Source organism: Kribbella pittospori (assembly GCF_004331465.1).
GTDB lineage: Bacteria > Actinomycetota > Actinomycetes > Propionibacteriales > Kribbellaceae > Kribbella > Kribbella pittospori.
Genome location: NZ_SJKB01000018.1, coordinates 1 through 13,346, shown reverse-complemented (window position 1 = coordinate 13,346; position 13,346 = coordinate 1). Strand labels below are relative to the sequence as shown.

14 protein-coding genes are annotated in these 13,346 nt (G+C 68.2%); 7 read left to right on the top strand and 7 right to left on the bottom strand.

Features of this window, described 5'->3' with window-relative positions:
* The first annotated feature begins 5 nt into the window (after positions 1-5).
* The 3 genes from pip (at position 6) to E0H73_RS37920 (ending at position 2,786) form a co-directional block, all read left to right on the top strand.
* Positions 6-956, top strand: a complete 951-nt coding sequence (pip, locus tag E0H73_RS37930; protein ID WP_131364813.1) for a prolyl aminopeptidase — start codon at positions 6-8, stop codon at positions 954-956.
* Positions 957-1,188: 232 nt separating this feature from the next.
* Entirely contained in the window at positions 1,189-1,998 is an 810-nt protein-coding gene (locus tag E0H73_RS37925; protein WP_131364811.1) for a phytanoyl-CoA dioxygenase family protein, read from the top strand.
* A gap of 68 nt (positions 1,999-2,066) precedes the next feature.
* Positions 2,067-2,786, top strand: coding sequence for a cupin domain-containing protein (locus E0H73_RS37920; RefSeq protein WP_131364809.1), 720 nt, complete (start codon positions 2,067-2,069; stop codon positions 2,784-2,786).
* Here E0H73_RS37920 and E0H73_RS37915 read toward each other — a convergent pair.
* A complete protein-coding gene (locus E0H73_RS37915; protein WP_131364807.1) occupies positions 2,783-3,367 on the bottom strand; it encodes a YdeI/OmpD-associated family protein in 585 nt (194 codons plus the stop codon). The genes E0H73_RS37920 and E0H73_RS37915 overlap by 4 nt on opposite strands.
* Complete coding sequence (locus E0H73_RS37910; RefSeq protein ID WP_131364805.1) at positions 3,364-4,329, bottom strand: helix-turn-helix transcriptional regulator; 966 nt, start codon at positions 4,327-4,329, stop codon at positions 3,364-3,366. Before E0H73_RS37910 ends, E0H73_RS37915 begins: the two co-directional genes overlap by 4 nt.
* Before the next feature lie 88 nt (positions 4,330-4,417).
* Here E0H73_RS37910 and E0H73_RS37905 point away from each other — a divergent pair, with 88 nt between their 5' ends.
* From E0H73_RS37905 to E0H73_RS37895, 3 genes are all read left to right on the top strand, one after another.
* On the top strand, positions 4,418-5,389 hold the full coding sequence (locus tag E0H73_RS37905) for an ATP-binding cassette domain-containing protein (protein WP_131364803.1): 972 nt from the start codon (positions 4,418-4,420) through the stop codon (positions 5,387-5,389).
* Positions 5,389-6,204: an ABC transporter permease gene (locus E0H73_RS37900; RefSeq protein ID WP_131364801.1), complete on the top strand. Its 816-nt coding sequence runs from the start codon at positions 5,389-5,391 to the stop codon at positions 6,202-6,204. The genes E0H73_RS37905 and E0H73_RS37900 overlap by 1 nt, the downstream gene beginning before the upstream one ends.
* A gap of 93 nt (positions 6,205-6,297) precedes the next feature.
* Positions 6,298-7,461, top strand: coding sequence for a zinc metalloprotease (locus E0H73_RS37895; protein WP_131364799.1), 1,164 nt, complete (start codon positions 6,298-6,300; stop codon positions 7,459-7,461).
* Positions 7,462-7,552: 91 nt separating this feature from the next.
* On the opposite strand, the gene E0H73_RS37890 is transcribed toward E0H73_RS37895, so the two are convergent.
* Positions 7,553-8,398 (bottom strand): NAD(P)H-binding protein, encoded by an 846-nt coding sequence (locus E0H73_RS37890; protein ID WP_131364797.1) that lies wholly within the window; start codon positions 8,396-8,398, stop codon positions 7,553-7,555.
* Positions 8,399-8,488: 90 nt separating this feature from the next.
* Between E0H73_RS37890 and E0H73_RS37885 the strand changes: the two genes are divergently transcribed.
* A complete protein-coding gene (locus tag E0H73_RS37885) occupies positions 8,489-9,421 on the top strand; it encodes an AraC family transcriptional regulator (RefSeq protein ID WP_131364795.1) in 933 nt (310 codons plus the stop codon).
* Position 9,422: 1 nt separating this feature from the next.
* Here the strand turns inward: E0H73_RS37885 and E0H73_RS37880 are convergent, their stop codons facing one another.
* The 4 genes from E0H73_RS37880 to E0H73_RS37865 are packed head-to-tail and all read right to left on the bottom strand — an operon-like array spanning position 9,423 to position 13,253.
* Complete coding sequence (locus tag E0H73_RS37880; protein WP_131364793.1) at positions 9,423-10,112, bottom strand: dienelactone hydrolase family protein; 690 nt, start codon at positions 10,110-10,112, stop codon at positions 9,423-9,425.
* Between the two features lie 9 nt (positions 10,113-10,121).
* Complete coding sequence (locus E0H73_RS37875) at positions 10,122-10,883, bottom strand: class I SAM-dependent methyltransferase (protein WP_131364791.1); 762 nt, start codon at positions 10,881-10,883, stop codon at positions 10,122-10,124.
* Between the two features lie 5 nt (positions 10,884-10,888).
* Positions 10,889-11,737, bottom strand: coding sequence for a phosphotransferase (locus tag E0H73_RS37870; RefSeq protein WP_165555973.1), 849 nt, complete (start codon positions 11,735-11,737; stop codon positions 10,889-10,891).
* Between the two features lie 49 nt (positions 11,738-11,786).
* Positions 11,787-13,253 (bottom strand): NAD-dependent succinate-semialdehyde dehydrogenase, encoded by a 1,467-nt coding sequence (locus E0H73_RS37865; protein WP_131364786.1) that lies wholly within the window; start codon positions 13,251-13,253, stop codon positions 11,787-11,789.
* Between the last annotated feature and the right edge of the window lie 93 nt (positions 13,254-13,346).

The following is a 13,346-nucleotide window of genomic DNA, read 5'->3' as shown; positions in this document are numbered from 1 at the left end:
CGTGCATGTATCCCGAGACGGACCCCTACGACGAAGGGATGCTCGACGTTGGCGACGGGCATCGCGTCTACTGGGAGGTCTGCGGCAATCCGGACGGCAAGCCGGCGGTCGTTATCCACGGCGGTCCAGGCTCCGGTGCCGGGTCCTGGTGGCGGCGGTACTTCGACCCGGCCAAGTACAAGGTCGTGCTCATGGACCAGCGGAACTGCGGTCGCAGTACGCCGGACGCTGCTGAGCCGGACGTGGACCTCAGCACCAACACCACCGCGCACCTGATCGCGGACCTCGAGCAGCTCCGGCAACAGCTCGGGATCGGGAAGTGGCTGCTGCTCGGTGCGTCCTGGGGTGCGACGCTCGGGCTCGCGTACGCCGAGCAGCACCCGGAGGCGGTGTCCGAGATCGTGTTGTTCAGCGTCACGAACACGACCCGGCGTGAGGTCGACTGGGTTACCCGCAACATGGGCCGCGTCTTCCCGGAGGAGTGGGAGAGGTTCCGCGACGTCGTACCTGCGGACCAGCGGGACGGGAACCTTGCGCTCGCCTACAGCCGGATGCTGCACGACGCAGATCCCGCCATACGGGAAAGGGCCGCCCGGGCGTGGTGCGACTGGGAGGACACCCACATCGCGACGCATCCGAACTACAAGCCGGACTCGCGGTACGACGACCCTGTCTTCCGGATGCGGTTTGCTCGGCTCGTTACCCACTACTGGGGTCATGCGGCCTGGTTGGAGGAGGATGTGCTGGTTCGCAAGGCGGGGAAGCTGGCCGGTATTCCCGGGGTGCTGATCCATGGGCGGCTCGACATCAGCAGCCCGCCGGACATCGCCTGGCGGATGGCGCAAGCCTGGCGGGACGCCGAGCTGCACCTGCTCGAACAAGCCGGCCATGGCGCCGGCGGAGTGGGCATGCGGGAGCTGATCCTGGCGGCGCTGGACCGGTTTGCCCAATCCTGACCGCGGTCGGGACAGCAGCCGGTCCGCAATCGGAGTCGGCATCGAGCTCGCCAGACCGCCGCCACCGATCAGCGCGAGCCGCTCTCCTCGGCGCCGTGACCGATCAGCGCGAGCCGCTCTCCTCAGTACCGCCGCCGAGCGTGCAGCACCCCGCTGGGTCGCTAACACGACAGGGCAAAGATTTGATCACTGATCTTTACAACGATTACTCGCCCCGGAACCCTTGGGTGGCATGACTCTGACCCGCCCGGAGCTCGTGACCGACTACACCCTCAGCCGGTCCGACATCGCGCACTTCGCCGAGCACGGCTTCGTCAAGCTGAAGAACGTGGTCAGCCCCGAGACCATCGCGGCGTACGAGCCGGAGATCACCGGCAAGGTGATCGAACTGAACACGCAGGACCTGCCGCTGGACGAGCGCGACACCTACGGCAAGGCGTTCCTGCAGGTGATGAACCTGTGGCAGGACAGCGAACAGGTGCTGGACTTCGTGTCGTCACCGCGGCTGGCGCGGATCGCGGCGCAACTGCTGGGTGTGCAGTCGGTCCGGCTGTACCACGACCAGGCGCTCTACAAGGAGTCCGGCGGTGGGGTCACGCCCTGGCATGCGGATCAGTACTACTGGCCGTTCGCGACCGACCGGTGCGTGACGGTGTGGGTGCCGCTGCAGGAGACGCCGATGGAGATGGGCCCGCTGTCGTTCGCCGCGGGCAGTCATGTGTTCGAGCACGGCCGGGACCTGCCGATCAGCGACGAGTCCGAGCAGGTTCTGCAGCAGGCACTGGCCGAGCAGGACTTCACCGAGGTCTCCGAGCCGTACGAGCTGGGCGAGGTCAGCTACCACCTCGGCTGGACTTTCCACCACGCTCCGCCGAACACGACCGACGTGCCGCGACGGGTGATGACGATCATCTACGTCGATGCCGCCATGGAGATCGCGCCGCCGGTCAACAGCTTCCAGGAGGCCGACCTCGCCACCTGGATGCCCGGCAACGAACCCGGTGAACCGGTCTCCTCACCCCTGAACCCCGTCCTGTACTGACAGGTCCCTCGGAAGCCGGCCGGAGAAAGCGCGTGCGCTCTGTACCTATTGGTATGTACGATCCCGGCATGGACATCGATCGCCCACCATTCGCCCGCACCGTCGCCTCCGACGCCTGGACCACCGGCCCGGCCTGGATCGAGAGCGTCGTACCACCCGGCCCGTCGCCGTCGACGCAGATCGACAGCGTCACGTTCGCCCCGGGCGCGCGCACCCGCTGGCATCGCCACGACGGCGAGCAGGTGCTGGTGGTGACCGCAGGCGTAGGGCTCGTGCAGTGCGAAGGCGGCCCCGTGGAGGCGATCCGGACGGGCGATCGCGTCCGGATCAAGCCCGGCGAGTGGCACTGGCATGGCGCAGGCACGACGACCTCGATGACCCATCTCGCGATCGAGCAGCTCCCGCACGAGGGCGACTGCGCGGAGTTGGGTGAACCAGTAGAACTGTCAGGCGAGGTGGCACCGGTCAGCCGGGTCATCGTGCTCGACCAGGAGTTGCCGGACGATCTCGCCGTACGGCGGGTCGAGGTACGCCGGATCACCATCGAGCCGAACGGCGTCGCGGGCGCGCACGTCCACAACGGACCGGTGTTCGGCAGCATCGAGACCGGCTCGGTCAAGTACCAGGCCGGCGACGACGACGAACCGCGCATTCTCCAGCCGGGCGACGTGTTCTACGAGCCGGCTCGTGACCGCATCTCTCACTTCGACGCCCAAGAGCAGGGCGTGACGTTCCTGGCCTACTTCCCACTCGCCTCCGGCCAGGAGGCAACGCTCGACATGCTCTAGAGCGTCCGCTTCTGCGGATAGATCGTCTCGCCACGCGCCAACTGCTCGACGTACAGCGCGATCCGCTTCGCCCTGGTGTCGGCCCGCTTCGCCTCGTTGACCCGGTGGACGACCGCGAACCGGTTCGCACTGGTGAGGATCTCGAACATCGCCTGCGCCCGGGGCTCCGCGGCCAACGCCTCGACCAGGTCCGCGGGGATCTCCAGCGCGCTCGAACCGCCGTACGCCTTGTCCCAGCGCCCGTCCGTCTTCGCTCGCTCGACCTCGGCGCGGCCCGCTGGAAGCATTCGACCATCGCGTTCCATCCGGGCGACGAGGTCGACGTTCCGCTGCGACCACATGCTGCGCGACCGCCGGGGCGTGTACCGCTGGATGAACGTGTGCTCGTCGCGACCCTTGCGCTGACCGTCGATCCAGCCGTGGCACAGCGCCTCCTCGAGCGCCTGGTCGTAGGTGAGGCTCGTCGGCGTGGTCACGTTCTTCTTCGCCAGCACCAGCCAGACGCCCTCGGGTTCCCGATGATGTTCGACGAGCCACGCATGCCACCCGGCCGCGTCCGCGACGATCAGCTCGGCCGTCATGAGGCGGCCGCGGTGTAGCGGGCGGCGAGGTGGTGGGCGGCGTCGATCAGCTCCTGCGGCCCGACGAACTCGAGGTCGCGCTCGAACATGCCGAAGGTTGCGGCCAGGCCGGTCCACGACCAGCTGCTCAGGGTCAGCCGGCAACTCGACGCCGTGACCTCCTCGACGATCGCCCCACCGCCGGCCCACTGGACGATGTCGGACGCCTTCGCCTGCAGGATCGCCTGGCCCGTGCACGGCAACTGATCCCGGCCCTTGAACTTGCTGGAGATGTACGTCGCGACGTCCGGCGCGGGCAGCTCACGCGGGGTGAACCGCGGACCGGTCGGCGTCTTCGGCGTCATCCGATCCACCCGGAACGTCCGCCAGTCCTTCCGGTCGAGGTCCCAGCCGACCAGGTACCACCGCCCACCCCACGTCACGAGATGATGCGGCTCGACCTTCCGCGGCGGGACGAACTCGTCCGACGCACCCGGTGAGGCATAGTCGAAGCGCAGTACCTCGTGCGCCCGGACCGCCATCCCGATCGCGATCAACTGGTCCGAATCAACCGCAGTACGACGTCTGTCGGCGTACTTGTCGACCGTCGTGACCTGGAGTGCGTCGACCCGTTGGCGCAGCCGGGCCGGCATCACCTGGCGGACCGTGGCCAGTGCGCGCAACGCGCCCTCCTCGATCCCGGTGACCGTGGTGGTCGCGGTCTGTAGTGCGACCGCGACGGCGATCGCCTGGTCGTCGTCGAACAGCAGCGGAGGCAGATCCGCCCCCGCATCGAGGCGATAGCCGCCGTCCGGTCCCTTGGAGGCGCGCACGGGGTAGCCGAGGTCGCGCAACCGGTCGACGTCACGGCGGACCGTGCGCGGGCTGACCTCGAGTCGTTCGGCCAGCAGTGCGCCCGGCCAGTCGCGGCGAGCCTGTAGCAGAGACAGCAGCGAGAGGAGTCGGGCCGAGGTTTCGGACATGACTCCAGATTGCCAGAAGAAGCGGCCAGAATCTGTCCGCTACTGCTGGAAATGTCTGAGGCATCAAGCCAAGACCGAAGGAGACATCGTGATCAGCACCCGACATCTCACCCGCGACTTCGTGGTGAGCCGTACCGAGACAGTGCACGCGGTCCGCGGCATCAGCCTGGACGTCGAGCCCGGCGAGCTCGTCGCCGTCCTCGGCCCGAACGGCGCCGGCAAGACCACCACGCTGCGGATGCTCACCACCCTGATCACCCCGACGTCGGGGACGGCGACGGTCGCCGGGTACGACGTGACCGCGGACCCCAGCCACGTACGCCGCCGGATCGGGTACGTCGGCCAGGGCAACGGCGCGGGCCACAACCAGCGGGCCGGCGACGAACTGGTCGGTCAAGGCGTCATCTACGGACTCGACCGGCGCGCAGCCAAGCGGCGTACGGGCGAACTGCTGGATGCGCTCGAGCTGACCGAACTCGCCGGCCGCAAGGTGTCCGAACTGTCCGGAGGTCAGCGTCGCCGGCTCGATGTCGCAATGGGACTCGTGCACGCTCCGAAGCTGCTGTTCCTGGACGAGCCATCGACCGGTCTCGACCCACAGAACCGGGCCAACCTGTGGGACCACATCCTGCGGATGCGCGAGCAGTACTCGATGACGATCGTGCTGACCACGCACTACCTGGACGAGGCCGACTCGATGGCCGAGCGGGTGGTCGTGGTGGACCACGGCGAGGTGATCGCGGACGACACCGCGAACGCGCTCAAGGCCAAGCTGGCCGGCGACCGGCTCGCCATCGCCGTTGCTCCAAGCAACCTTCCGAAGCTGGCCGAGCTCGCCGAGAAGTTGCCCGGTGCCCGTGAAGTGGTTGCCGTCGGCGACGAGCTCAGTGTCCGGGTCGCGGACGGACCGGCAGCACTGCCCGAACTGATCACCGCAGCCCAGCAGTACGGCCTACCGGTCGCGGCGGCGCAGGTGCATCGCCCGACCCTCGACGACGTGTTCCTGAACCTGACCGGCCGCAGCCTGCGCGAGGCCGACACCAACGGAAAGGCCGCCTGATGACCACGCTCACCCTGTCCCCCGTCAACCTCACCGCGACCCAGGACCAGCCGAGGCGCAGTCTGGTGCGCGACATCAAGATCGTGATGATGCGCGAGCTCAAGCCGGTATTGCGGGATCCGTTCTCGTTGCTGTTCGGGATGATCCAGCCGCTGGTGTTCCTGGTCCTGTTCGGGCCGCTGCTGTCCGGATCGATGGGCGGTGCGTTCGGCGACGGCGTCTGGCAGTGGTTCGTCCCGTCGATCCTGGTGATGACGACGCTGTTCGGTACGTCGACCACCGGCGCGAACCTGTTGTTCGAGTTCCAGACCGGCGCGCACGAACGGATGCTGGTCACGCCGCTGTCGCGGTCCTCGCTGCTGATCGGACGGGCACTGAAGGAGATGGTGCCGCTGTTCGGCCAGGCGGTCATCGTGATCGCGGTGATGACGCCGTTCGCGTTCGACCTGCACCTCGGTGGCGCGGTGGTCGGGATGGCGTTGCTCGCGCTGTTCGGCATCGGCCTTGGCTCGTTCAGCTATGCGCTGGCGATCGCGGTCCGCAAGCAGGACTGGATGTTCTGGGTGGTGCAGCAGACGTTCCTGTTCCCGGTGATGATCCTGTCGGGGATGCTGCTGCCGCTGGAGACCGGGCCGGGCTGGATGAAGGTCGCGGCGAAGTTCGACCCGCTCTCGTACGTCGTCGACGCGGAACGAGCGCTGTTCTCCGGCGACGTACTGACCACCGCGGTGCTCTGGGGCTGGGTCGCGGCGATCGTCACAGCCGCCCTCGGGCTGAGCGTCGGCATCCGGTCGATGCTCCGCTCGGCCGGCTGACCCAATTGGGCCACTGGCTCTGCTGGGCCGCGCAAGGCGAAGTGGATCACCTACGGTAGCGGGCAGATCACCCACCGCCCACAAGGAGATCTGATGAGGCCCCGCCCTGCGCTTCTCACCCTGTTCAGTTCCCTGGCCGTCGCCGCGCTCGCCGCCACGAGCGCGGCGGCGGCCGTACCCCGGTCTTCCGACGAACCGTCTGCCCGCAGCCCTCAGGTCGTGGCCGCGACCGACTCCGACGGGGACGCACTCCCCGACGCCTGGGAGACCAACGGGTACGACGCCAACGGCGACGGCGTGGTCGACGTGGACCTGCCCGCGATGGGCGCGACGCCGAACAAGAAGGACCTGTTCGTCGAGATGGACTACATGGACGGCCGGCTCGCCAGCACCGCCGCGCTCGACCGGATCGTGCAGGTCTACGCCACCGCCCCCGTCAGTAACCCGGACGGCAGCACCGGCATCCGGGTCCACCTCGACGCCGGCTCCGCCCGCGGAACGAAGTACGACCTCGGCGGCGGCAACCAGGTCCCGTACGACGCCGACCTCAACCCGTCGGCCACCCAGACCAACGCGATCAAGGCCGCCAACTTCGCCTCGGTGCGCAAGGCCGTCTTCTACTACATGATCTGGGGCGACAGCTACGACGGCGGCTGCAGCAGCGGCCAGGCCTTCAACATCCCGAACGACACGTTCATCGTCACGGTCGGCCCGAAGTGCAGCTGGAACGCGACCGACAACTACAACGTCGGCACGTTCGTGCACGAGTTCGGCCACAACATCGGCCTGAAGCACGGCGGCACCGACAACGTGAACTACAAGCCGAACTACCTGAGCGTGATGAACTACTTCTTCCAGCTCGGCGGCGTACTGAAGTCCGACGGCAGCCTCTACTGGGGCTATTCGAACGTCGCCCCGCCGGCGCTGAACGAGGCCGGCCTGAAGGAGTCCGCCGGTCTCGGCAGCTCAGCGGCGGCCTTCAAGACGATGTGGAAGTGCCCGAACGGTTCGAACCGTACGACGTCCGGTGCGGCCAGCGGCCCGATCGACTGGAACTGTGACGGTGACACCGCGGACACAGCCAGGGCCGACATCAACGACGACAACGCCAGGACGTCGCTGACCGCCCAGAACAACTGGGCCAGCCTCATCTTCGGCGGCGGAGCCGTCGGTGGTGGTACGACGGTCCAACCCAAGGCCGGCACGGGCGAGATCAAGGATCTGACCCACGACGAGTGGACCGCGATGCAGCACTGACCCGGACCGCCGGCACTCATCAACTGACTTCGCGGGTGGTCGCGTGAGCGTGCGACCACCCGCGAAGCATGGGTTGTTGAGTGCCTGAGGTTCACTCCGCCCAGACGCCGGTCGCGGCGGTCTCGCGGGCCCAGTCGGCGAAGTCGCGCGGCGGCCGGCCGAGGACCCGCTGGACTCCGTCGGAGACGTACTCCGAGCGGTGGTTGCGGATCACGGCGAACAGGTCGCGAACAGCCTCGGCCTCCTCCTGGGGCAGACCGTCTTCGCGGAGTTCCTCGACGTGGACCTCCGGCTCGACATCGACGTACTCGATCGTGCGGCCGACGGCGGCCGAGATCTCGGCGGCAACCTCGGTCATGGTGAGCGGGCGCGGGCCCGACACCGCGATCACCTGGCCCGTGTACGCCTCGTCGAGCAGCGCGGCGGCCATCACGTCGCCGACGTCGTTGGTGTCGATCCAGGCCTCGCCACCAGTGCCCGCGGAGACGCGGATCTCGCTGGCCTGGACGTGAGCCCGGAGGAAGTCCTCGCTGAAGCCCTGCGCGAACCAGGCCGGCTGGACGATGGTCCAGTCCGCGCCGCTCGCCTGCACCGCGTGCTCCAGGTCGAGCTGTCCGTCGTACACGGCGAAGTCGCGACCGGGGCTGCCGACGCCGCGGCCGGACAGCAGGACCACTCGGCGAAGACCTTGGGCCGCAGCTTCCTTGATGAACCGGCCGGCCTGCGCAAGTCCGGTCGGGCCGACGGGCGGCGCCAGGTACGCCGTGTCGGCACCGGCGATCGTTGCCGGCCAGGTGCTGTCGTCGTACCAGTCGAAGCGCTGCTCGCTCGACCGGGACGCCAGCCGGTACGGGACGCCACGGGCCTCGAGTTGCTCGACGACGCGGCGACCGGTCTTGCCCTTACCACCCAGGATGAGAATCGGTGTTGTTGTCATGGCTCTAGTTCAGCCGGATTCGATGAGACGAACCATGGTTGTTCGGCGCAATTCAATGTCCGAGACGCTCACATGCCGTACGCTGCGGACATGGACGTGCTCGACGACCTGCTGGCCGGGACCCGCGCCCGGGACGGGGTGTTCAACCTGACGATCCTGGATCCGCCGTGGGCGATCGAGATCCGCGACGAGGCTCCGCTCGCGCTGGCCACCCTGGTTCGCGGGTCGGGTTGGGTCACGCGCAACGGGGTCGAGCCGGTGCGGATGGACGAGGGCGATGTCGCGATCTTCACCGGATCATCACCGTACGTCGTGGGCGACACTGTCGAGACCGCGCCACAGTTGCGGATCCATCCCGGCGGCGTGTGCGAACCGTTGCCTGGGGCACCGGCTGACTACTCCGCCCGGCTTGGCGTGCGGACGTACGGCAGTCGCGCGTCCGGTGCGGTGATGGTTGCTAGCGGCACCTACCAGCTGGCGGGGGATGTCAGTCGGCGGCTCGTCACGGCGCTTCCGCCGGTGCTCGTCGTACCGGCCGCCGAGATCGCGGGTCCCGTCACGGACATGGTGATCGGGGAGATCCAGCGGGATGCGCCAGGCCAGCAGAGTGTGCTGGATCGGTGGCTCGACCTTGCGCTGATCACCACGTTGCGCGCGTGGTTCGCGCGGCCGGAGTCCCATGCGCCGGGGTGGTACCAGGCGCAGACCGATCCGGTGGCCGGTACGGCGTTGCGGTTACTGCACGAGGATCCGGCGTACCCGTGGAACGTCACCGAGCTCGCGGATCGGGTCGGGGTGTCGCGGGCCTCGCTGGCTCGACGGTTCACCGCACTCGTGGGTGAGGCGCCGATGAGCTACCTGACCGGGTGGCGCATCACGCTGGCCGCCGATCAGCTGCGCGCGACCAAGGACACGGTCGAGACCATCGCCCGGCGAGTCGGCTACGCGAACGCATTCGCTCTGAGCGTCGCCTTCAAACGCGTCCGCGGTACGACGCCGACCGCGCACCGCCGCGCGGCTTGAGTCAGCTGGTCGTCGTTCGCATGAAGGCGAGGGCCTGTGGCCAGGCCAGCCGGAACGCGTCGGCGTTGACGGGTTTGTCGTGGCGGCCCTTGTCCGAGAAGCCGTGGTCCGCGCCCGGGAAGTACTGCGCGAAGGTCGCGCCGGCCGGTCGCGCCTGCAGGACCGTCTGCAACGCCTCGAAGTCAGCATTCGGTACGGCGGTGTCCGCGCTCGGGTAGCTCACCAGCACCGGCGCCGTGATCCCACCGGCTTCGGCGATCGCGTCGTACGTGTGATGCGGCGGCATGTCCGACGGGACCGTCGGGTGGAACGCGACCACACTCGCCACCCGCTGGTCCCGCGCAGCCAGCAGGAACGCGAACCGCCCACCCAGGCACCAGCCGATCACGCCGACCTTGGTGCAGCCGAGCTCCCCGAACAGGTAGTCGAGCAACTCCCGCTGCTCGGCCAACGCTTGGTCGTCGTCCATCTCCTGCAACAGCGCACTGAGCTCCGGCCGGGTCGAGTTGTCCGTACTGCGCCCTTTGAACGGATCCCACGCCAGCGCGGTGATCCCCTCCCCCGCCAACTCGTCCGCCCAGGCCCGGACCTGCTCCCCGATCCCGGTGATCATTGGCAGCAACAACATCCCGGCGTGCCCCACCCGAGCCAGATACGCGCTCTGCTCGCCAACCTCCACGCTGACACCCATGCGCGGATTCTAGGGCTCTGGCTTCACCGCTCGGAGCCAGAAGCGGGATTTGGTGAACGTGGGTGGGCGCTGGTGGAGATCGAGGAGAGTGTCGGCGTACCGGTCGACCGCGAAGTCGTTGGGGACGTCCCAGGGGACGAGGTTGAAGTAGTAGACGAGGGCGCCGATGTCGTGGAAGACCATGCGGCCCTTCCACTCGGCGCTGTCCTCGATCAGGAAGCCTGCTTCGCGGAGGCTGGTCGCGATGTTGTCGAGGGTGTGGTCCGGGTACGACGCTGGGCTACCGAAGATCTCGTGTGCTTCGGTGAAGTCGTCGCCACCGACCTGCTGGGTGAGGAAGACGCCGCCGGGTGCGAGCACGCGGTACAGCTCGCGCGCATCGAGGGCCTCGTGCCGGTTGAGCACCAGGTCGAACTGGCCGGCCTCGAACGGCATCGCCTCGTCGGGCGTCTCCGGGTCATACCGCACCACCGGGATCCCGCGCGGCGCCAACCGGGCGGCCGCGATCGGGACGTTCGGCTCCCATCCCTCGGTCGCGATCACATCCGCCGGCAGATCGTCCGCCAGACTCAGCAGGCGCTCACCACCGCCCGTCCCCAGGTCCAGAACGTGTTCGGCTTCCCTCAGCGCCGTACGGCAGGAGGTGTCGAAGTCCCACGGCGGTTCCTCTTCGGTGAGCCGCCCTTGCAGGTAGGAGAAATCCCAGCCCTCGCGGTGCCGCTCCTCCTCGACGCGCCACGCCGCCAGCAGCTCCTCCCGGTCGACGCTCATGTCTCTCAAGCTGCTCTGCAGTACGGGCGGAAGCGCTTCAGATCGCTGTCCAGCCTGGCGATTCGGTCGAACCCCCACGTGTCGACTCCCGGCCGGTCGACGTCGTTGAGGACGCGGGCGGCCATGTCCCGGAGGCCGCGGGCCAGGAGGGCGTACTCGAGGTGATCGATGTCGAGGTCGTACGCGCCGTACTCGTCGAGGAAGGACTCGAGCTCCGGCAGGTCGCCCGCGATCCACAGGTCGTGTTCCCGGGGACCGATGACGGCCTGTTCCCAGTCGAGGACGGCCGCGACCTGACCGTCGTCGTCCAGGATCAGGTTGTGCACACCGAAGTCGAGGTGGCAGATGATCTCGGGCACCGTCTTGGCCTGCGCCCGCTCGACCGCGGCGTCCATCCGGCGTACGGCCGCAGCCACCTCGTCCCGCCGATCCGCGATCCATGGGTGATCGAGCCGCTGGGCGAGCTTCCGGACGTGTCGCTCGTCCATGCTGAACGGCGGCAGCTCCACCCGAACGTCAAGCTCATGGAGCTGCCGCAGCGCCTGCGCGGTCGTCTGCCAATCGTCCACCGTCCCGACTCGACCGTGGACGTAGGGAAACACGGCGTACGGCCGGCCCGCGCAGACTGCGTACAGCTCCCCCGACACCGCCGGAATCGCCTCCGGCACCGGCAGCCCGAGCCCGCGCAGCTCATGCAGCATCCTCAATCCTGTAGGTACGCCCGCCTGCTTCCACATCTTGACAAACCAGGTGTCGTCCGCCACCCAGCAGTCACTCTCGAACCCACCCTCATGCGGCCGCAGCCCAGAGACCACGACCCCGTAGTCCCTCTCCACATCCGCCACCCGCACCATGCCCCAAAGCATGCAGCCCCGACACCCACCTGTCAGCCGACTTTTTCGCTCAGGTGTCCAGGCCGACGTATTTGGTTTCGAGGTATTCGTGGATTCCTTCGGGGCCTCCTTCTCGGCCGTAGCCGGAGTGTTTGACGCCGCCGAAGGGGGCGGCGGCGTTCGAGATGACGCCGCGGTTGATGCCGACCATGCCGGTGTCCAGTTCCTCGGAGAGGCGAAGGGCGGTGGACAGGTCGCGGGTGCAGGCGTAGGCGACCAGGCCGTACTCCGTGTCGTTGGCCAAGGCGAGCGCTTCGTCGGTGGTGGCGAAGCGGGTGACCGGAGCAACGGGACCGAAGATCTCCTCGCGGAGGCAGAGCGCGTCTGGCGCCACGTCGGTGAGGACGGTCGGTTGGTAGAACCAGCCGGGTGGTGTCGTCGGGCCGCCGCCGGTGAGGACCTTCGCGCCGCCGTCGACGGCTTCCTGGACAAGCTCATCGACCTTGTCCTGCGCGGGTTCGTCGATCAACGGTCCGACCTGTACGCCGGGCTCGGTGCCGCGGCCAACGCGGAGCGCCGCCATCCGGTTCGCCAGTCGGCCGGCGAATTCGTCGGCGACGGACTCGTGGACGAGGAAACGGTTGGCGGCGGTGCAGGCCTCGCCCATGTTGCGCATCTTCGCCACCATGGCCCCCTCGACGGCCGCGTCGAGGTCGGCATCGGCGAGCACGAGGAACGGCGCGTTGCCGCCCAGCTCCATGGAGACCCGCAGCAACTGAGTGGCCGACTGCTCGACCAACCGCCGTCCGACGGCAGTCGATCCGGTGAAGGTGAGTTTGCGCAGCCGAGGATCCCGGATCAGCGGTTCCATCACCTCACCGCTACGCGATGCGGTCACAACGTTCAGTACGCCGTCCGGTAGTCCCGCCTCCTTCATCAGCGCTGCGAAGGCGTACATGGACAACGGCGTCTGCGCGGCCGGCTTCACCACCATCGTGCAGCCGGCCGCGACCGCGGGCCCGACCTTGCGGGTGCCCATCGCCAACGGGAAGTTCCACGGCGTGATCATCAGACAAGGACCGACCGGCTGCTTCATGGTCAGCAACCGGCTGTTCCCATCGGGCGCCACCGACCAACGACCGGCGATGCGCACCGCCTCCTCGCTGTACCAGCGCAGGAACTCGGCCGCGTACGCCACCTCCGCCCGGGCATCGGCCAGCGGCTTGCCCATCTCCACCGTCATCAACAGCGCCAGCGCATCGGCCCGCGCTGTCATCAACTCGTACGCCCGCCGCAAGATCTCACCGCGCTCCCGGGGAGAGGTCCGCGCCCAGTCGGTCTGCACCGCGACGGCCGAGGAGAGTGCAGCCACGGCGTCGTCCACGCCCGCGTCGGCGACCTCCGCGAGTACGTCGCCAGTCGCCGGGTCGTGTACGTCGAGAGTGCCGCGCGACCCCGGTTCGACGTCGCCGCCGATCCACAGCCCGGTCGGTACGGCCGAAACGACAGACCGCTCGTGGTTCGTCAGTGAGCTCACTGGTGCACCATCCCCTCAGTAGTAGCCAGTTCGGGGAGTGTGTGGTGAGGCTTCTTGTTGAACCGCTGGCCGGTGGCTGACCGCCGAGGGCGC